This window comes from Novosphingobium sediminis (assembly GCF_007991615.1).
In the GTDB taxonomy this organism is placed as follows: Bacteria; Pseudomonadota; Alphaproteobacteria; order Sphingomonadales; family Sphingomonadaceae; genus Novosphingobium; species Novosphingobium sediminis.
Map to the genome: position 1 here is coordinate 1 of NZ_BJYR01000040.1, position 18,815 is coordinate 18,815.

Annotated in this window: 17 protein-coding genes and 1 pseudogene; 15 read left to right on the plus strand and 3 right to left on the minus strand. The window is 61.5% G+C overall.

Annotated features, from left to right (window positions below):
* Nucleotides 1-1,009, minus strand: a 1,009-nt coding sequence (locus NSE01_RS20445) for a hypothetical protein (RefSeq protein ID WP_147161430.1), incomplete at its 3' end; no start/stop codon positions are given.
* Between the two features lie 85 nt (nucleotides 1,010-1,094).
* Between NSE01_RS20445 and NSE01_RS20450 the strand changes: the two genes are divergently transcribed.
* Entirely contained in the window at nucleotides 1,095-2,369 is a 1,275-nt protein-coding gene (locus NSE01_RS20450; RefSeq protein WP_371863232.1) for a DUF6946 family protein, read from the plus strand.
* 107 nt (nucleotides 2,370-2,476) lie between these two features.
* Here the strand turns inward: NSE01_RS20450 and NSE01_RS20455 are convergent, their stop codons facing one another.
* Nucleotides 2,477-3,097 (minus strand): hypothetical protein, encoded by a 621-nt coding sequence (locus NSE01_RS20455; RefSeq protein WP_147161432.1) that lies wholly within the window; start codon nucleotides 3,095-3,097, stop codon nucleotides 2,477-2,479.
* Between the two features lie 212 nt (nucleotides 3,098-3,309).
* On the opposite strand from NSE01_RS20455, the gene NSE01_RS20460 reads away from it, so the two are divergent.
* Genes NSE01_RS20460 through NSE01_RS20475 form a run of 4 tightly spaced genes read left to right on the plus strand, consistent with a single transcriptional unit; the run spans nucleotide 3,310 to nucleotide 6,857 of the window.
* Nucleotides 3,310-4,044 carry an NUDIX hydrolase gene (locus NSE01_RS20460; protein ID WP_147161433.1) on the plus strand — a complete coding sequence of 245 codons (735 nt, stop codon included), beginning with the start codon at nucleotides 3,310-3,312 and terminating at the stop codon, nucleotides 4,042-4,044.
* Between the two features lie 2 nt (nucleotides 4,045-4,046).
* On the plus strand, nucleotides 4,047-5,033 hold the full coding sequence (locus tag NSE01_RS20465; protein ID WP_147161434.1) for an SPFH domain-containing protein: 987 nt from the start codon (nucleotides 4,047-4,049) through the stop codon (nucleotides 5,031-5,033).
* A gap of 4 nt (nucleotides 5,034-5,037) precedes the next feature.
* Entirely contained in the window at nucleotides 5,038-5,931 is an 894-nt protein-coding gene (locus NSE01_RS20470) for a diacylglycerol kinase catalytic domain-containing protein (RefSeq protein ID WP_147161435.1), read from the plus strand.
* Complete coding sequence (locus NSE01_RS20475; RefSeq protein ID WP_246135310.1) at nucleotides 5,928-6,857, plus strand: ADP-ribosylglycohydrolase family protein; 930 nt, start codon at nucleotides 5,928-5,930, stop codon at nucleotides 6,855-6,857. Before NSE01_RS20470 ends, NSE01_RS20475 begins: the two co-directional genes overlap by 4 nt.
* Before the next feature lie 40 nt (nucleotides 6,858-6,897).
* Here NSE01_RS20475 and NSE01_RS20480 read toward each other — a convergent pair whose 3' ends face one another.
* On the minus strand, nucleotides 6,898-8,046 hold the full coding sequence (locus NSE01_RS20480; RefSeq protein ID WP_147161437.1) for an IS110 family RNA-guided transposase: 1,149 nt from the start codon (nucleotides 8,044-8,046) through the stop codon (nucleotides 6,898-6,900).
* A 199-nt stretch (nucleotides 8,047-8,245) separates the two neighbouring features.
* On the opposite strand from NSE01_RS20480, the gene NSE01_RS20485 reads away from it, so the two are divergent.
* The 10 genes and pseudogenes from NSE01_RS20485 to NSE01_RS20525 all read left to right on the plus strand — a co-directional run bounded on the left by NSE01_RS20485 (nucleotide 8,246) and on the right by NSE01_RS20525 (nucleotide 18,588).
* Nucleotides 8,246-8,866: a S24 family peptidase gene (locus NSE01_RS20485; RefSeq protein WP_147161438.1), complete on the plus strand. Its 621-nt coding sequence runs from the start codon at nucleotides 8,246-8,248 to the stop codon at nucleotides 8,864-8,866.
* 70 nt (nucleotides 8,867-8,936) lie between these two features.
* Entirely contained in the window at nucleotides 8,937-9,635 is a 699-nt protein-coding gene (locus tag NSE01_RS20490) for an NYN domain-containing protein (protein ID WP_147161439.1), read from the plus strand.
* Nucleotides 9,636-9,656: 21 nt separating this feature from the next.
* Entirely contained in the window at nucleotides 9,657-10,214 is a 558-nt protein-coding gene (locus NSE01_RS20495) for a hypothetical protein (RefSeq protein WP_147161440.1), read from the plus strand.
* A 77-nt stretch (nucleotides 10,215-10,291) separates the two neighbouring features.
* Entirely contained in the window at nucleotides 10,292-10,780 is a 489-nt protein-coding gene (locus NSE01_RS21390; RefSeq protein ID WP_170233921.1) for a hypothetical protein, read from the plus strand.
* A gap of 484 nt (nucleotides 10,781-11,264) precedes the next feature.
* Nucleotides 11,265-11,513, plus strand: a pseudogene (locus tag NSE01_RS22000) (SWIM zinc finger family protein); the annotation flags it as partial.
* Nucleotides 11,514-11,615: 102 nt separating this feature from the next.
* Nucleotides 11,616-12,668: an SWIM zinc finger family protein gene (locus tag NSE01_RS20505; RefSeq protein WP_246135311.1), complete on the plus strand. Its 1,053-nt coding sequence runs from the start codon at nucleotides 11,616-11,618 to the stop codon at nucleotides 12,666-12,668.
* Nucleotides 12,665-14,080: a DUF5691 domain-containing protein gene (locus NSE01_RS20510; protein WP_147161442.1), complete on the plus strand. Its 1,416-nt coding sequence runs from the start codon at nucleotides 12,665-12,667 to the stop codon at nucleotides 14,078-14,080. Before NSE01_RS20505 ends, NSE01_RS20510 begins: the two co-directional genes overlap by 4 nt.
* Complete coding sequence (locus NSE01_RS20515) at nucleotides 14,077-15,159, plus strand: ATP-binding protein (protein ID WP_147161443.1); 1,083 nt, start codon at nucleotides 14,077-14,079, stop codon at nucleotides 15,157-15,159. Before NSE01_RS20510 ends, NSE01_RS20515 begins: the two co-directional genes overlap by 4 nt.
* Nucleotides 15,160-15,163: 4 nt before the next feature.
* A complete protein-coding gene (locus NSE01_RS20520; RefSeq protein WP_147161444.1) occupies nucleotides 15,164-17,425 on the plus strand; it encodes a DUF5682 family protein in 2,262 nt (753 codons plus the stop codon).
* Nucleotides 17,422-18,588 carry a VWA domain-containing protein gene (locus NSE01_RS20525; RefSeq protein WP_147161445.1) on the plus strand — a complete coding sequence of 389 codons (1,167 nt, stop codon included), beginning with the start codon at nucleotides 17,422-17,424 and terminating at the stop codon, nucleotides 18,586-18,588. Before NSE01_RS20520 ends, NSE01_RS20525 begins: the two co-directional genes overlap by 4 nt.
* Nucleotides 18,589-18,815 lie beyond the last annotated feature (227 nt).

Sequence of the window (18,815 nt, forward strand, 5' to 3'; positions counted from 1 at the left end):
TGGGTCCCAACCAGGACGATGTAACACTCGGTTCGTCTGGCTTCTTTGGGGCCTTGGGCAGATCCCTGCGGGATATCCAACGGGTCCCTTGGGGTGCTTGGATCGTTACCTCGATGTTATGGGCGGCCACCAGTCCGTCATTCCAGAGGCAAAACTCAACCTCCTCAATTCGGCAAATCCGATCGAGGTAGTGCTTCATGTCTGCCAGATATTGCTCGTACGCGGCATAGTACCGAAGTCGAGCTTCGTTCTGCCGATCCAGGGACAGTCCCGACAGCCCACTCAGGTTTGCAATGTCAATGCCGCTGGTCAGTTTCGGAAAAGCATTCACGACCTGTGGTTTGGGTGGTGAAGGCTCCCTGATCGGGAATTTCCGCTTTTCTTGCTCGAGTGTTGGCAACTTCGGAATGATCAGGTCCGGGAATTCCAGCCGGAGCATATCGGCCCCATTAAATCGAACGACTGGCTTGGGGCGGGCGGTCTTGATCTTTTCGAGTTCCTGCTTTGCCTTGCGCAATTCCTGGGTTTCCGGATCCACCTCGTCGGCGAGGCGCAGCGAGTCAGGAAGCGTCAGAATCTTGACCGGTCTCGACCTCAACTTGAGCTTGAGGCCGCCGTCGCCTGAGGCAATGTAGGTCGATGCCCTTGTCTCAGCTTCAATCTCCAAAGCAGTGGCAATGTAGCGATCGTCATCGACATCGGGCGACAGGCGATTTGCAGCGAAATCGATCGTGGGCTCGTGGTCATGGAAAATCAGCGTGCATTGCGGCCGCAAGGCGATTGGGTCAGCCTCGTCCATCATTTTGACCAGGAACTCGATGGCCTTGCCGGCGCGCTTGCGGATCACCGGCGAGCTCGCTGTCGCCTTCTTCCGCTCGAGTTCCGCCATCAGGGCGGGCACGATCACAATGTTGCACGGCGAAGACCTAGCAAGCCCTGGCCAGTCGACTTCGTCAATTCTCCGATAGTGCAATACGATGTTTGCATCGACGATGATGTTCACGGTCATGCGCCGTCATAACTAATCCCCTTATGAAATGCGAACGCCGGCCGCTTATTGACATGTGTCGACTTCCCGCGAAGCTTTGCCCAGTATGCAAAACGGAACAGCGCTTCCCCGCCTCCACGTCCCTTTGCTCCGGCCAGAGGACGCCATTCCGCATCTTGGGTCTCCCACACATTGGCAACCTGGCCGATCTGCAAAGTCGCTTGCTGAGCTATGGTTTGCTGCCAATGCATTGCCGCCATCGATCAAGGCCGCGCTCAAGCCCGACCTTCGCTTTCGCGAAGCCACATTGCTCGATGCCTTTTTAGAAAGACCCGTCGACCTTGGCGACGGCCAGCGACCAAGCCAGACCGATCTCATGGCAATCGTGCGTCTCGAAGGCGGGCTCGGCATTCTCGCGATTGAGGCCAAGGTCGATGAAACATTCGGACCGACGGTTGATGAATGGCTTTCGGACCCCAAGGGCGACAGGCCAACCCGGCTCGCTCGCCTGACTCGACTTTGCGGTCTTCTTGAGCTCGATCCTGGGCAAGTTGGGTCGATCCGCTACCAGCTAATCCACCGCACCGCCTCGGCGCTGATCGAGGCGCAGCGCTATTGCGCGCGCGATGCCGTGATGATCGTTCAGAGCTTTTGCCCAAAGCGTTCGTGGTTCGATGACTACCGCGCCTTCGTAGAAGCCATGGGGCTGGGGCAAGCAGCGGATGGCACAATCACGACTGCCAAACCATGCGATGGAATCGACTTGCGTCTGGCATGGGTAGCCGAGTCGATCACAGGTCCGTTCAAGCGGCTCGGTACGGCACGGACAGTGCCTGCGCTGACCGAGCTGGGGCGCGTGCAGCTGTCGAAGTCGTTCTTCATGCGCGACATGCTCTATTCCGAAGTCGCGATGATTCACGGTCTAAACAATGCTCCAGACGATCCCGATCTGGCCATCAAGGCTGGCAAACGTCTCTGCGAGGAGTTGCTAGAGCCGCTTCAGGACCATTGGGGCCGACTTGCCATCCGCTCGGCTTACCGTTCCTGCGAGGTCAACGGCTTCTGCAACGATATGCAGCGCAAGAAGAAGCCAGGCTACACCTGCGCTTCGAACGAGAGCAATTACGCCGGGCATATCTGGGACCGCCTCGATGCGGACGGGCATATGGGGGCGATGGCCTGCGTTGTCGTGCCGAGCTTCTGGGAGAAGCACCAGCAGCCGGGCGACTGGCGGATCCTTGCGCGCTGGATCCACGAGAACCTGACCTATGCGTCGCTCTATTTCTTTCCGACTTACTGGGCTTTCAATATTGGTTGGCATGAGAAGCCTGAGCGTACCATCAAGAGCTACGCCTCCCCCGCCGGACTGTTCACGCCGTAGCCATCCGTTGCGCGTCCAATGCAGCAGTTTTTGTCGGCAGGGCTGCAAGCGCCGTCGCGAGCTGCCTTTCGGCAGCTTGCGACGGCACGGCCGGGGCGTTTTGCTCGTCAGCCAACGTTCGCCTGGGGCTGTTGTAAGCCCGCCTGCGCAGCCCAAGACAGGAGCGGTGCGTCGATAGCGGTCAGAAGGCGCCTAGCATCCACCATGAGCGCATTCACAAATTCCGGACACCAAGAGTCGCAGAACTCATGATCCTCGCGCGCCTCTGCGCCAAACAGATGCTCGAGTTTCCACAGTAAGGCCGCGAGATCAGGTGCGGGCTTGATCACGAGTTCATGTTCGAAGCCACATTGAATTGAGCACAGCCGTTCGCTTTCGGCGCAGGCTGCGTCCCAGCCAAGCCGATCGCACACCGCGCGATAGGCGAGCCACGCTTCACGAACTTCCTTGGCCTTGCGCCGAACAAGCGGAGACCAGTGATTGTCCCACCGATGCAGGTCGTTTGCTGGAACCGGGTAACGCGTGACTTGCCCGCTCATCGCTTCGATCACGAAGCAAAGGTCCGGTCGTGGCGACGTGCGCTCGAGTTCATCCTCGAGCGGCAAGAGCACCGTGTCATTGTAGTGTTTGAGATCGCGTGCGGAGGAATCGCGGGTGGCAAGCATTTCGTACCAGTCACTTTGGGAAACCTGCGGCACGGCGGCGACGATCGTTGTGTGCATGTTCATAGGTCGAACTCTTTCGAGAAAGTCACCGGAATAGCCCGGCGCTATCGGAACTGACCGTCCAACCGATCTTGGCAAGCTGCTTCGCTGAGATGCCATTCACTGGAACTCACGGGTTTCGGAGCCGGGCCTCGATGGCCCCCACCTTAATTCCATTTGACATATATCTAGATTGCACATAACATATGTTCATCTCGAATATATGAGTCGCTGGCATGACCGAAGCTGAATTCCTCCAGGACTACGATCCGCAAGCATTCCCGCACCCATCGGTGACAGTGGATCTCGTGCTGATGACAGTTCGGGATGGGAAATTGGCGGCCCTGCTTCAGCAGCGGGGCGACCACCCGTTCAAGGATCACCGGGCCTTGCCGGGCGGCTTCGTCGGCATTGACGAGGGCCTTGATGAAGCAGCCGAGCGCGTGCTGGTGGCTAAGACTGGGCTTCCCGCGGGCGGTTGGCTCGAACAGCTTTACACCTTCGGGGATCCCGCCCGAGACCCGCGGACGCGGATTATCACCGTCGCCTACTTTGCCTTGCTACCGCTCGAGGTGCTGTCGCGCGCGCCGTTGGTCCGCGACGATCTTGAGCTAGTCGAGCTTGAAGTCTCATGGCCCGGCGAGCGAGGCGGCGCCATCTCCGCGCGAGCCGGCGGCGGGACCCACCTCGATCTTGCCTTCGACCACGCCGAGATCCTCGGCACGGCGGTCAAGCGCCTGCGTGGGAAGCTCGACTACTCAACCATTGCCTTCGCGTTGCTACCTGAACGTTTCACCTTGCGCGACCTGCAAGCCGTTCACGAAGCAATCCTCGGCGTGTCGCTGAACAAGCCCGCCTTCCGCCGCCGGATGCTCGACAAGGGCTGGATCGAAGGCACCGGCGAGCGCGAACTCGGGACATCCTACCGTCCCGCCGAACTCTATCGTCTCAAACCCAATCAGGGAGATTGAACATGGCCAATATCACCAACGTCGGATTTCTGGCGCGGCTGCGCAGCGACGCGAGCCACCACGTGATCCGCTACCGGGCCGGGAAGGTCCGCCAGAGCGGTCGCGGCCTGGTCTTCTGGTTCCGGCCCGATGTCGCCAGTATTGCCGAGCTCCCAATGGACGACCGCGAAACAACGGTCTTCGTCAAAGGGCGCAGCGCTGACTTCCAGGCCGTCAACGTTCAGGGCGCGATCGGCTGGCGTATTGAAGACCCAGAACGGATCGCCGAGCGCATCGATTTCACCATTTCGCTGCGCGGCGGTCAACACCAGGGACAACCGCTCGAGAAGATCGAAGCCCGGATCACCGGGCTCGTCAGCCAGGCTGCGCTCGACTACTTGGCGAGCGCCGACATCAGGGCTCTGCTTGATGCCGGGATCGATCCATTGCGCGCGCTGCTTGATAAGGCTCTTGCCGCCAGCCCCGACTTGAAGGAGCTGGGCATTGCTGTGGTCTCGGTTCGCCTCCAGAATCTCGCCCCGAGCAGCGAACTTGAACGGGCACTGCAAACCCCAACCTTCGAGGCGCTGCAACAGAAGGCCGACCAGGCTACGTTTGAACGCCGGGCTCTGGCCGTCGAAAAGGAACGGGCCATTGCCGAGAACGAGCTCGCCAATCGGGTCGAACTTGCCCGGCGCGAGAAGCAGCTCATTGCCGAAGAGGCCGACAATGCCCGGGACCGCGCGCAAGGCGTCGCAGATGCGAACAAGGTCGAAGCCGATGCCGAGGCGCTGCGCATCCGCACAGTCGAAGGCGCTCGTGCAGAGGCCGAGCAGGCGCACATGGCGGTCTATCGCGACTTGCCGCCGCAAGTGTTGCTCGGCCTCGCCGCGCGGGAGTTCGCTGGCAAGCTCGATACGATCGAGCACCTCAACGTGACCCCGGATCTGCTCGCAAACCTACTGCGCGAACTCGGAACTGCCCGGCCAGCGCTGGTCGACGCGGGGTGACATCGTGGCGAGCCTTCCTCCCCGCGTCGTCTTCGCAGTCCGAGAAACGGACTTCGAACTCTTGCTGGCGCGTCACGCGACGCGCCAGCAGGCCAGGTTCTTCCTCGAGACCCGCGGCCAGGAGCTGACCGGGCTCGAGGCGGAACACCAGCAGTTCAACGCTGTACTGCACGCGGTCCGCGCGCAGGTTCCGTCCGAGTGGCGGCAAGCACTGGTTCGGCGGGGCGAGTTCGACCGGTTCCTGTTCGCGCCGGATGATTTGATCGTCGCTGTCGGCCAGGACGGCCTCGTTGCCAATGTCGCCAAGTATCTCGACAGCCAACCGGTGCTTGGTATCAATCCGGCACCCGACCGGTTTGATGGTGTCTTGTTGCCGGTGCGAGCCGATCGATTGGGTAGTATCTTGCGAGCAGTCGAAGCGCGCGATTGCGGCTTCGAGCGGCGCACGATGGCCGAGGCCAAGCTCGATACCGGCGAGACGCTCTTGGCGCTCAATGAGCTGTTCGTTGGTCACCGCAGCCATCAGTCGGCTCGCTACCTGATCGACACCGGAAGCCTGCGCGAACAGCAGAGCTCGAGCGGGCTGATCATTGCAACCGGCACGGGTGCGACCGGATGGGCGCGCTCGATCATGGAAGCGACCGCTTCTTCAATTCAGTTAGGCGCTGAAGAAGATGCGCTCGGGTTCTTCGTGCGCGAGCCGTTTCCCTCGGTCTCTACCGGGACTTCGGTCCGCAGCGGCAAACTGAGCGGCAGAGTGCTTGCCCTTCAATCGCGGATGAATGACGGCGGCGTGATCTTTGCCGACGGAATCGAGCAGGACTTCATTGCCTTCGAATGGGGGAGACAGCTCCAGGTGGGCGTGTCGAACCGCAAACTCTGCCTGGTGAGGCCATGAGCCAGGATCGCACCGACCTTGCTGCGATCGAAGATCGTGCGCTTGGGGCCTTGTTAGGTCTGGCTGTCGGCGATGCCCTCGGCACGACCCTCGAATTCACGCGGCGCGACAGCTACCCGCACCTGACCGACATGATCGGTGGCGGCCCGTTCGAGCTTGAGCCCGGGCAGTGGACCGACGACACATCGATGGCATTGGCACTTGCGGAGAGCCTTCTCGCCAAGCCCGATCTGGACGAGATCGACCTGATGGGCCGGTTCGCCAACTGGTATGTCCACGGTGTGAATAGTTGCACCGGCAGCTGCTTCGACATTGGCAATGCCACCCGAACGGCGATCGACACATGGCTGCGGACTGGCAGGGCTCTGGCCGGATCGACAGATCCCAATACCGCCGGCAACGGTAGTCTGATGCGTCTTTCACCAGTCGCCATCCGGCATTGGCCAGACCCGGCTACGCTGGTCGATGTAGCAAAGCGGCAAAGCCTGACGACTCACGGGGCACCGCAAGCAGTTGAAGCCTGCGCTCGATTTGCACTGGTGCTTGCCGATGCCATAGCCGGGCGCGATTGGCGCGAAGCACTCGACTGCCAGGAGACCAGCGACGACCTGGCGATCGCCGCAATCATCAAAGGCAACTGGCGAAGCAAAGGTCGATTGGACATTGCCTCGTCGGGCTACGTCATCCATTCGCTCGAAGCCGCATTCTGGTGCGTCGACCAGACTGAGACTTTTCGTGATGCGGTCCTGATTGCCGCCAATCTGGGTGACGACGCCGACACCACTGCAGCGATCACCGGGCAGCTCGCTGGCGTGGTCCACGGCGCTGGCGCGATTCCGCAGACCTGGCTCGACAAGCTTGCCTGGCGCGAGGACATCGAGTCCTTGGCTAGCCGTCTCTTCGCCGCCAGTCTCGAGGGTCGATAGCGACCGTCGGAGAACGCGACTGGGTCGATCGGCACGGCTGTCATGCTGGCAGGCCCGTCCGCACAACCTCCTGCGGGCTAGGGTGCCCAGTTCCCAATGCGTGGTCCGGACCTGCCATCTTCCCGAGGGAAGCTTCGTTCTGCTGCGATCCACGGTGTTGATCGAACTTTTCGCCCGACTTCCACATTGCCAGCATCACCACGGCGAGCTTTCTCGCCAAGGCAATTTGCGCCTTCTTGCGGCTCGTCCGCTTGGCGAGATCGATGCCCCATTGCCGGAGCGCGCAATCGCTGTGGGACTTCGATAAAAGCACTGTCGCTGCCGTCACGAGGTGTATGCGGGTCAGCTTGCTACCCATCTTGCTGATGCCGCCTTGGCGGGAATATCGACCGGACTGACGCAAGATTGGGGCAAGGCCGAAGTAGCTGCCGACATCCCGATTGTTCTTGAAGCGGTCTGGGCTGCCTACGGCGCTATAGTAGGACGCGGCGGTGATCGGACCTACTCCTGGGACGGTCAGCAGCAAACTGCAGACCGGATGCGATTTGACCATATCCTTCAGCCGCCGATCGAGATCGGCCAACAGGCTGCGGATGGCTTCGGCAATGGTGACCAAAGGTCGAACGTCACTTTCGACGTCGAGGCCATCTGCGCTGAGAGCAGCGAGTTGAACCTCGATGTCCTCTGTAAGTCCGCCAATGCGGCGACTGAGCTTCAGCTTGCCGCCATGAAGACGGACAATCGACTGGACCAGACCCTCAATCGCCATGCGCAACTCTATGAGCTTGTGCCGCGCGGTCAGACGGGTCCGCAGATTCTGGCATTCGAGCGATTTGACGAAGACGCCTGCATCCACTTCGCGGGCCAACCTGCCAAATTGCGCGAGCCCGATAGCGTCGTTCTGATCGGTCTTTGATCGGCTAATGGCCAGAAATTTGCCCGATCGCCGCGTTTCGTGAACGCAAACCGGATAGTCGAGTGCCCGCAAGCGGCGGACAATGTGGGTGCCGACACCAGCCTCGATGCTGATCTGACGCAGACTGGCCAAATCGTAGCCGGAGATTACCTCCAGAACCGCGTCAACTTCGGACGCGCACGAACCCTCTGTGACGATCACCCCATCTTCGTCGGTCACGCAGAAGCTGGTGGAATCGTAGCCAGTATCCAGTCCGATCCAATATTCCGGCATGGCAGAATGCCCCCGTCTCAGAAACGATGAGGCACTTCGTCACCTAACTTCACGGCTTGGGTTGCCACGCAAACTTTCGACGTTCGCGCCTCGCGGAATAAATACACCCCGTGGCTTCGCGGTGCGATTACGAAGTGTCCTAGGGCAATACGTCGATGCTATAGGATTTCGTTTCGAGGCAATGAGTCGGTGATCTGGAATGCTGCAATATCGACATGCACTTGATGAACTGATCAAAGAGCGCAGCGAGAGCTATTCCTCGATATCCCGTCTCATTGCTCGTAACCCTGCCTATATCCAGCAATACATCACGCGGGGCAGTCCGGCGGTTCTGGACGAATCGGACCGCCGGAAGATTGCCCAGTATTTTGACGTCCCCGAAACCAGAATAGGGCCGGTGTCGAAGGGGCGTGGAGGAGACCCTAGGCTGGTCAAAGTGGCGCTGCTCCCCACGGCTGCAGGGCAAGAACCGGATTGCGAACAAGAGTACGTCTTCGATCTCGCCTGGATGGCGGGACATGGATTGGGATCCGAGCCCCTTGCAATCCTAAAAATCGCCGGGGACACGATGGAGCCGACGCTCAAGCAAGGCGACGAGGTTTTAGTCGCGCGCCGGCGATCGAAGGCCGAGCTGCGAGACGGGCTCTATGCCCTGCGGCTTGCCGATGGAGTAACCGTCCGCCGCCTCGCGCTCTCACCTTCGGGAAGCCTAGTCTCGGTCTTGTGCGACAATCCAGCCTACCCCGATTGGGAAGGCATAAAGCGAAGCAATTTGAACATCATTGGCCGCGTCGTATGGCATGGTAGGCGGTTGGTATGAACGGCCGCGGTGTCTCGAGTGGCTTCGGCGACTTCTCACGCCAGATTTTGTGAATGGAATTCAAAAGCCCATGACGACCAGTAAGAACATCGCTCTGCTCATCGATGCCGATAACGCGTCACCGTCCGGACTTGACCCGGCACTGACAGTCCTGGCTGAACTTGGCAGCGTCAACATCAAGCGCGCATACGGTAACTGGAGCAAGGCTGGTCTCAAGGGCTGGGCCGCGCTGACCCAGCGCTATGCGATCGAACCGCAGCAGCAGTTCGATATTACCAAGGGCAAGAACGCGACCGACATGAAGATCGCGATCGACGCGATGGACTTGCTCTATTCCGGCCAGGTCGACGGTTTCGGGATCATGTCGAGCGACGGTGATTTCATGCCGGTCGCGATGCGGCTCCGGCAAAGCGGCCTGCCAGTCTATGGTTTCGGCACCGAACGCGCTCCGGAAGGTTTTCGTGAAGCCTGTACCCGCTTCTTCGACCTCGGCGCGCTCGAGCAAGCCCAGGCAAACGGCGACAAGCCTGACGCCGCCGATGTCGATGCTGCCGTAGTCACCTTGCTGAGCGAAGCCTGGAAAGCATCGAAGCGCGACGAGAAGGGCTATGCCAGCCTTTCCGAAGTTGGTCAGCGCGCCAGCAGTCGGTCTTCGTTCGATGCCCGTAACTACGGCTTCACCCGGCTCTCCGACCTGGTCGCTTCACTCCCGCAGTTTGCGAGCGAGCGGCGCGAAGGCGGGATGGTCTTCATCAAGCGCGTTCGGTAGCCGGTGTCGCCAGGCTCGACCATGAACCTCACCAGCGGGTCGATAACGATTGCGCCCTTCACCTGGGCAAAGCGGAAGAAGCGCGAGTTCGATCGCATCATCGGATGTTACGATCCCGACACCTACCGCAGCAAGATTATCCAGTTTCACTTGCCGGCCCCTCCAGCTCTACTGATCCTGAAGTTTGTCGACCTGGATGCCCCCGCGCCGCCGCCCCACGACACGCGGCGAGAGTTGCAGCTGGCGACCATTTCAGACGTGAAGGCCGCGCTTGAGTTCGACCGTCCCGACGATCGATTGTTGGTTCATTGTCATGCAGGCATCAGTAGGTCCTCGGGCATCGCACTGGCCATCTTGGCCGCACGTATGGGCGCTGGAAACGAGCACTCTGCAGTTCAGGAACTGTTTCGGATCCGTCCCGAAGCTGTTCCCAATCTGCATGTCGTCAAGCTTGCCGATCAGCACCTGGCCCGAGGGGGCCGCCTCGTCGAGGCGGTTATGGCTTGCGAAACGTCCAAAACAGAGGAGCGTCGCCTTCTCAATCGCCGCGCCTATCTGGCCTACTACGGTTGCGGATAAGGTTCGGCCTGGGCAACGGGGATGGCCTCACGAGTGCTGGTTTCGCGACGGGGGCCTTGGATGTTGGAAGGACCGAGATGACCAAGCCGAGAAAGAGGCCGGACCCGGTCTATACGCTACGGGCAGAAATCCGGAATGTTCGCCCGAGCTATTACATCGCTCAGGACGGCGATCGCGGCGTAACGGACGAGACGATTGTCAGGCTCGACTGCGTGATAATCGAGGCGAGTTCGAAGTTCAGCCCGCACATCGGCGAGCCAATCGACATCACTCTGGTGTGTGAACGCAAGTTGTGGCACGGGCCCGACGATCAAGATGCCCGGCCTTATTTTCTGTCGCTCTCTCTGCGCAAGGATCGGCGTTCGCTGGCGATCTACAGCCCGATCGATGCTATCTGGGCCATGCCTGGTTTGATAGCTTCAGACTCAATCACCCATGTCGAGGTCGATTTCTTCGAGCCGAAGCGAGGCGTGGCCGACGTTCGTAATCTTAGCCTTTCGAAAGTTGATGATATGCGCGAGCTCGAGGCTCGGAGCGGCCGACAGCGACTGTCTACAACGCCCTAGGCCCGTTTCCGGTGAATAAAGTCGCAGTCTTGGTCTGAATTCTGCGAGACACATCCTGACATTCGAAACCTGCGAACCCGGCAACTCTATGGCAGCCGCAGCGAGGTTGCCTATCATTGCGCCTTGGGTGGCCGCCATGATGACCGCTTCCAGCTTCGGCTTTCACCGCGCTCATCTATCTGTAATCCAACTTTTTATGTGCCTTGATCGCGTTCATATCGTCGCACGAATGTCCGGTTCGATGTCCGCTTCGTCGGTAAGCTCAGCTTTCTTGCTCGAGCATCGAAAATCGGGGGGCGCTGGGGTTTCGAAATCGCTCGAGCCCCTTAATAGCTCACGTTTTCGATTGAAGCCGGTAGTTTTGGATAGCCCATTACAGCCGAACTTAGCGAACGTTCCCGCAATTGAGCCCGTTGAAGCGGTTTGCCAAGTCGCAACAATTTGGCATTAGGGTCAACTGGATACGCGTTCGTGGGTGTAGCGTTTGAGTTTATCGCTAGAAAAGATCGAGCGCCTTGCCCCGGATCAGGCGTCGCTCTCAGCAGCAAAGAAGCTGCTGAAGCCTGCTGGCTGGCCCACCCTTGAAGAGGATGGTGCCGGACTGATCTGGGGAGAATGCCAGGGCTCGGGCGCAACGCCTTACCGCATTGCCGTCACTGAAGCGGATGCCGGCTACAAGTGCACCTGCCCAAGCCGCAAGTTTCCCTGCAAGCACTCGCTTGCGCTGATGTGGATGCGCGCTGACGGCAACGTAGCGTTCAATCGGGGAACTCCGCCGCAATGGGTCAACGACTGGCTCGGCCGGCGCCGGGGGCCAGCAGTGGGCAAGCCCCAGGTGGACAGCGCGGCCGAGACTGCGCGTCCATCGATTGCTGCCCTTGCCACGGAAGAAGCCCAAGAAGCGAATGATCCCGCAGCCCTTGCGCGGGCTGAGGCGCAACGCGCCCGCAACCGGGAGAAGCGCGAGGAATTGGTCGCAGCGGGCATTGGGGCGATGGACCAGTGGATTGCCGACCAGCTTGAGCGAGGTCTTGGCGGGTTCGATCAGCGTGCAGCGCAGGACTGCGCCACGCTGGCGAAACGACTGGTCGATGCCAAGGCTGGCGGACTCGCCAACCGCATCGCGATGCTCCCCGCTCAACTGTTCGGACTCGACGAGCAACATCGGCCCTTGGCTGCCGCTCGGGCGCTGTCGGCTGCCTACCTGATCGGCCAGGCATACACGCGGCAGGATTCACTGCCGGACCTACTGCGATCAGATGTACGCCAGATGATGGGGTGGTCGGTGACTCGCGAAGCCTTGCTGGACGATCCAGCTGCCTTGAAAATGGCTGGCGTTTGGCGGGTGCTAGCTGCGCGAGACGAGGTCCAACCTGATCGCCTTCGCCGGATTGAAACCTGGCTTGAGCGCGTAGGCGATGATCCGGTGCATGCCGTGCTGATCGACTATATTCCGGTCGGCGGCGGGGCGAGCGGCAACATGTACATGCCAGGGGAGCTGCTTGACGCTGAACTGGCGTTCTATCCATCTCCAGTTCCCCTGCGCGCGCAGATCGCCGCGCACCGCGGCACACGCCCCGCCGATGAACATTGGCAGTGCGTCAATCGGCCTTTGCCGAGTGCGATCGCTGCATGGCGCAGGGCACTTTCCGACAAACCTTGGTTGGGCGACTATCCGCTCGCGGCCTCGGACGTCGCAGTGCGATCGGCGGGCGAAGCGCTGTATGCGGTATCGAGTGATATCACCCTACCCATTGCGGCCGCTAGTGCGGAGGCGGCGTGGCCGCTTTGCGAGGCGGGAGAGCTTGCCCTTTTCGGATTGTGGGATGGATCTGCGCTCACGCCTTTGTTGGCGCAAACGCGACTGGGCGAATGGGTGGCGCCGTGAACAAGGCAAGCATCCTCGACACCCTGATGCAAGGAACGGCACGGCGACCGCTCATACCTGAGGGCGTGCTTGGCGAGGGAATCGCGCCTGCCGAACCATGCACGGCACCGCGATTAATGGCGCTCGCTGTCCAGGCCGAGCTGTTTGCCATGCCCCTGGTGCCGACTGAATTCGACGAGGTGGCAGCCCAAGACGATCCCAGGTCCATCGTTCCGGAAGCCGCAAGACCGCTGATTCTGCGGCTTGTCTCGGGAAAGGGGAATCCGCCCGACGATGCGGCAGCCTTGGCACTCGCTCTGGCCCTCGAGGCCGGGGGATTGCGGCTCCATCCCTTCGACCTGCCGCGGCTCAATGCTTTCGTTCGCAAGCACAGCGATGTGCTGGGTCAGGCCATGACGGGACGCAATGACGAGAGTGCCGAGCGCGTTGGCGACTGGTTTGCCAGCGATGCACTCGATCCGACCAACTGGACCTTAGCGACCCCGGCCAGGAAGGCGACATTCATCGCGCAGCTGCGCGGATCGGACCCTGCCAGTGCGCGCGCGCTGGTCGAAGCACAGCTGCCGGTTGAAAAGGCCGATGTGCGGCTTCGGCTGATCGATGCCCTGGCGACGGGCCTGTCTGGTGACGATCGAACTTTCCTGGAGAGCCTGGCCAACGATCGCGCTCCGACAGTGAAGCAAGCCGTGACCCGCCTGCTTGCCCGGCTGCCCGGTACCGGGGCCGCTGCAGCCCAGATCGAGGAACTGGTCTCGCGCATTGCGGCGGGCAAGGCCGGCCTCCTGCGCAAGCGCATCACGCTCAAGCTGCAGCTTCCGGCCAATCTCAAGGGACCGGCGCCGATCACCGAATGGCTTGCGGCCAATTTTGGTGCAGTCAACAGCAGCTCGCTGGGCGCTGCCTTCGGGATGAGCGGTGACGCCATGCTCGAGGCGGCCCAGGGCGACGACGATTTGGTCAAAGGTATAGCTTTCGCAGCATGTGCCGGACGGGAATGGTCGCTGCTTGAGGACATTGCACGGCGCTACGTGCCTCATATCTGGGCGGAGTTCCTGCAGCCGGGGTTAGCGGCGTTCGGCGTCGTGTTGCCAGCCGAGCGAAGCCAGTGGATCTCAGCCGTGATACCTGGAGCCGTTGCGCCCGCCTCGCTCAACCCCTGGGTCCTGACTGCGCTGCACGAAGCGTTTGCTGGCCCGTTGCCAGCTGCCCAGGCACGGGCCCTCTTTGCCGGTGCGCTCAAGGCAAGCCATCCCAGCGCGGAACTGTTCACCGCGACAGCGGCCCTCATGCCACTCGAGCTCCTATCTGAAGTCCGTGCATCTTTCGGCCGCCTACCGCCCGAGCTTGGCGCGCGCGCCAACTCACTCATCGCTACTCTCATCTGCCTCAACCAGGGAACAACCCAGCCATGACCGAGACCCGCCTGCGCCAGAGTGCGGAAGAAACCTATGCTGCCGAGCTCGATGCGCTGAAGAAGGGCGACGACCGCCAACGCCCGGCCAACTGGGCAATGTCGCCCCATGCGGTGGTCGACTACATCATGGGGGGCAAGGCCAAGGACGGAACGCCGATCAGCGCGAAATACGTGGGCAACCGCCGACTGATCGAAACTGCGGTTGCAACGCTCGCCACTGACCGCGCGCTGCTTCTGCTTGGCCTGCCCGGAACGGCTAAGTCCTGGGTTTCAGAACATCTCACTGCGGCAATCTCGGGCACCTCGAACCGGGTCATCCAGTGCACTTCAGGCACTGACGAGAACCAGATCCGCTACGGCTGGAACTACGCGTTGCTGCTGGCCAAGGGCCCCAGCCACGAGGCGCTGGTCCGGACCCCGCTGATGCGCGCGATGCAGGATGGCACCCTGGTGCGAATGGAAGAACTGACCCGGATGGGGTCCGATGTTCAGGATACGCTGATCACGATCCTGTCTGAAAAGATGATGCCGATTCCCGAGCTCGACGATGCAATCCATGCTCGCCCTGGGTTCAACGTGATCGCCACCGCCAACAACCGCGATAAAGGCGTGAACGAGCTGTCGTCGGCGCTCAAGCGGCGGTTCAACGTGGTCGTTCTGCCGCCGCCGGCGTCGATCGAGGAAGAGACCGAGATCGTGACCCGCCGCGTCGCCGAGATCGGAACCAGCCTCGACCTTCCGCCAATCGCACCGGCCGATAAGGAGATCGCCCGGATTGTGATGCTGTTCCGCGAATTGCGCGACGGGCAGACGCTCGATGGCAAGCTAAAGCTCAAATCGGTGAGTGGTTCGCTATCGACTGCCGAGGCAATCTCGGTCGGGATCAACGCCTGGGCCGAGGCTGCACACTTCGGATCGGGCGCAATCGACGCGCCTGCCCTGGCCGCAAACCTCGTCGGAGCAGTGGTGAAGGATCCGGCAGCAGATTCACTGGCGCTCGAGGAATATCTGGAGAATGTCGTGCGCAAGCGTGACGGCTGGCGCGACCTCTATGGGGCGATCCGCGACGTTATCTGATTCCATGGACCCGCGCGCGCATCTATTCGGCATCCGCCACCACGGGCCCGGCTCGGCCGCGAGCCTGGTCGCGGCGCTTGATGCGCTCGATCCGGCGATGGTGCTGATCGAGGGCGCGCCGGAAGCCGACGAGCTTGCACACTACGCTGCCCTGCCGGGAATGAAGTCCCCGCTCGCCTTGCTGCATTACCAGGCGGACGAGCCCGCCAACTCCCTCTTTGCACCCTTCGCCGAATATTCGCCCGAGTGGCAAGCGATGCTCTGGGCTCTCAATCGAGGGCGCCCGGTTCGGTTTATCGATTGGCCTGCTGCCTGTGCCCTCGCCGCCGCGAAGGACACTGCCGAACAGGATCTTGCCGAGGACGAAGGCGGATCCCCGCATGGCGATCCGCTCGACATGCTGGCCGATGTCGCTGGCTATGCCGATGGCGAAGCCTGGTGGAACGCCTTGGTCGAGTCGAGCCGGCCTGGTCCAGAGGTCTTTGCAGCGATCGAGACCGCGATCACGGAACTCAGAACCATCAGCGACGCGAACCAGTTGCTTGGGATCGGGCGCTACCAGCGCGATCTCTATCGCGAGGCTTTCATGCGGCTCGCCCTGCGCCAGGCGCTCAAGGACGAAGCAGGCGCCATCGCCGTGGTACTGGGAGCATGGCACGTCCCTGCGTTGCGGCAGAAATCCACACAGGCCGACGACCGGGCAATTGTCCGCGATCTTCCGAGGGTCAAAGTCGAGTCTGCCTGGGTGCCGTGGAGCGATTCCCGCTTGGCCATGGCCTCCGGCTATGGAGCCGGCGTGGCTGCTCCTGGCTGGTACCGCCATCTCTGGCAATTGCATCGTGAGGGTGACGATCTTGGAGCACAAGCCTTCGCAGCAGGCTGGCAGTCGCGCGTCTCGGGGCTGCTGCGCGAGGAAGGGCTGGCGGTTGCCTCTGCCTCGACCATCGAGGCCTCCCGATTAGCGCTCGCACTGGCGGCGATCCGGGGTGAGCCGACCCCAGGCCTCGCGGAAATGCACGATGCGACCCTGGCCGCGCTATGCCACGGTGACGAGACGCCGCTTAGGCTTGTCGAGCGCCGCCTGTTGCTCGGCGAACGGGTCGGCGCGGTCGACGAAGCCGTGCCCCAGATGCCGCTCGCGGCCGACCTCGAGCGCTGGCAGAAGCGCTGCCGACTTAAGGCTGAAGACCTCGAACGCGAGATTGCCCTCGATCTCAGGACCGAAGCCGGCCTGCTCAAGTCGACCCTATTGCATCGCTTGGTGCTAATCGGGGTTGGCTGGGGCCGATTGCTCGATGCCGAGGCCGGTCGAGGTACGTTCCGTGAGACCTGGCTGCTGGCCTGGAGCCCGATCCTCTCGGTGCGCCTGGCCGAAGCACTGGTTTACGGCGTGACGATCGAACAGGCCGCAGCCAACAAGGCGGCTGCCCAGGCCGCGGCAAGCACCGACATCGCGGGCTTGGCCGGACTGGTGAAAGCCTGTCTGCTCGCCGACCTGCCGCAAGCCGCTGCAACCTGCATTGCCTGCTTGCAGGCCGCAGCCGTTTCGAGCAGCGATATTGCGCGGCTGATGACAACCGTGCCGACCTTGGTCTCGATCCTGCGTTACGGCACGGCCCGGCCGATTCCGGAAGAGCAGCTCTCGGCGCTGGTTTCCGCGCTCGCAGCCGAGATCAATGCCGGCGCACTCTCCGCGAGCCTTGATATTGAGCCGGCGGAAGCAGACGCCCTGCGCAAGGCCATGTCCGGTTATGACCAGGCTCTCGGCCTGTTTGGCGACAACCACCTCGTCGAGATGTGGCAGCGCGAACTGGCGATGATCGCGCGGCACAACCGGGCCGCGCCTGCTGTTGCCGGTTTGGCCCTGAGACTGCTCCATGACCGGCAGGCCTGGGATGTCGAGGCCGTTGCGGCGAGCTTCTCACGCGCACTAACCCCGCCGGCTTCTCCCGCAGAGGCAGGCGCCTTCGTCGAGAGCTTCTTAGCTGGCGGCGCGGAAGTGCTGGTCCAGGATCGGCAGCTGCTGGCTGCACTCGACCAGTGGCTGGTCGATCTCGACGACGAGAGCTTCATCGAACTCCTGCCGATGCTGCGACGAGGCTTTGCCGAATTCGCGATTTCAGGACGGCAGCGCATCCTGAGTCTCGTCGGTAGCGGTCTGGTCGCAGACCGTGCATCGCCGAGTAGCGCGGGCAGCGAACTCTCACCGGAATTCGTCGAACAGGCGCTGCCGCTGCTGCGCACAATCCTGGGGATCGAGGCATGAGCGATAGCGAAACGGCTGAACGTATCCGCCGTTGGCGCCTTGCCATGGGCGGCGAGGACGATGGCGCACTTTCCGAGACAGACATTCGGATCGACCGCGCCCTGTCCGCTTTGTACCGGGGTGCCGAGCAAGGTGGCCGCAAGAAAGGCGGACTCGGCGCATCAGCCCCGCGGGTGGCCCGTTGGCTCGGGGACATTCGCGAGTTTTTTCCCTCACCGGTGGTGCAGGTGATCCAGCGCGATGCCTTCGAACGGCTGAACCTCAAGGCAATGCTGCTCGAGCCCGAATTCCTCGAAACACTCGAGGCTGATGTTCACCTCGTCGCCGACCTGATTTCGCTCCGCAGTGCGATGCCGGACAAGACCAAGGAAACGGCGCGCATGGTGGTGGCGCAGGTCGTCGCCGAGCTGATGAAGCGGCTGGCGCACAAGACTGCCGAGACCATTCGCGGGGCGATCAATCGCAACCAGCGCACGCGCCGGCCGCGTCCAGCCGATATCGACTGGCCGCGGACAATCCGGGCGAACCTCCACAACTGGCAGGAAGATTACCGGACAATCGTTCCTGAAACCCTGGTCGGCCATGCTCGCAAGAGCAAGGCCAAGGCTGATCTCGATCACGTGATCATGTGTGTCGACCAATCGGGCTCGATGGCCTCGTCGGTCGTCTATGCCTCGATCTTCTCTGCGGTGATGGCCTCGCTCCCAGTTCTCGAGACCAAGCTCGTTTGCTTCGATACGGCGATCATTGATCTTTCCGAGCAGCTTGCCGATCCTGTCGAGGTCCTGTTTGGCGTGCAACTCGGTGGCGGAACTGACATCAACGCAGCGCTCGCCTATTGCCAGGGGCTGGTTAGCCAACCGGCCAAAACCAACCTGGTCCTGATCAGCGACCTCTACGAAGGCGGAAACGCCAAGGAGATGCTTGCTCGAGCTGCTGAATTGGTTGCAAGCGGGGTCAATCTCATCGTCCTTCTGGCTCTCTCCGATGATGGCCGTCCAGCTTACGATCAGGCTCATGCGCAGGCATTCGCCTCACTTGGGTGTGCAGTCTTTGCCTGCACGCCGGACCAATTTCCTGACCTCATGGCCACTGCGCTGGCCAAGCAAGACACGGCCGCTTGGGCGGCAGGTCAAGGGATCAATCTGATAAGAGCTTCTTGAAACGCTGCTGCTCGCTCAAAGGGAGCGCAGTTTGGTTGACGATTGGAGATGACGAGCGACCGATCCAAATGGATCAGCCAACGAGTTGATCCACTCTGTATGGTGGACATGACGGTTCAGGTAGTGCGGGAAGGATCGGCGAATCTAAGGCCCGATTTCTCCTTTCCCGTCGAGAGCGAATGGCGGAAATCCGGGGCTCCAAAAGTGCTCGAGTCCCTAAAAAGCTA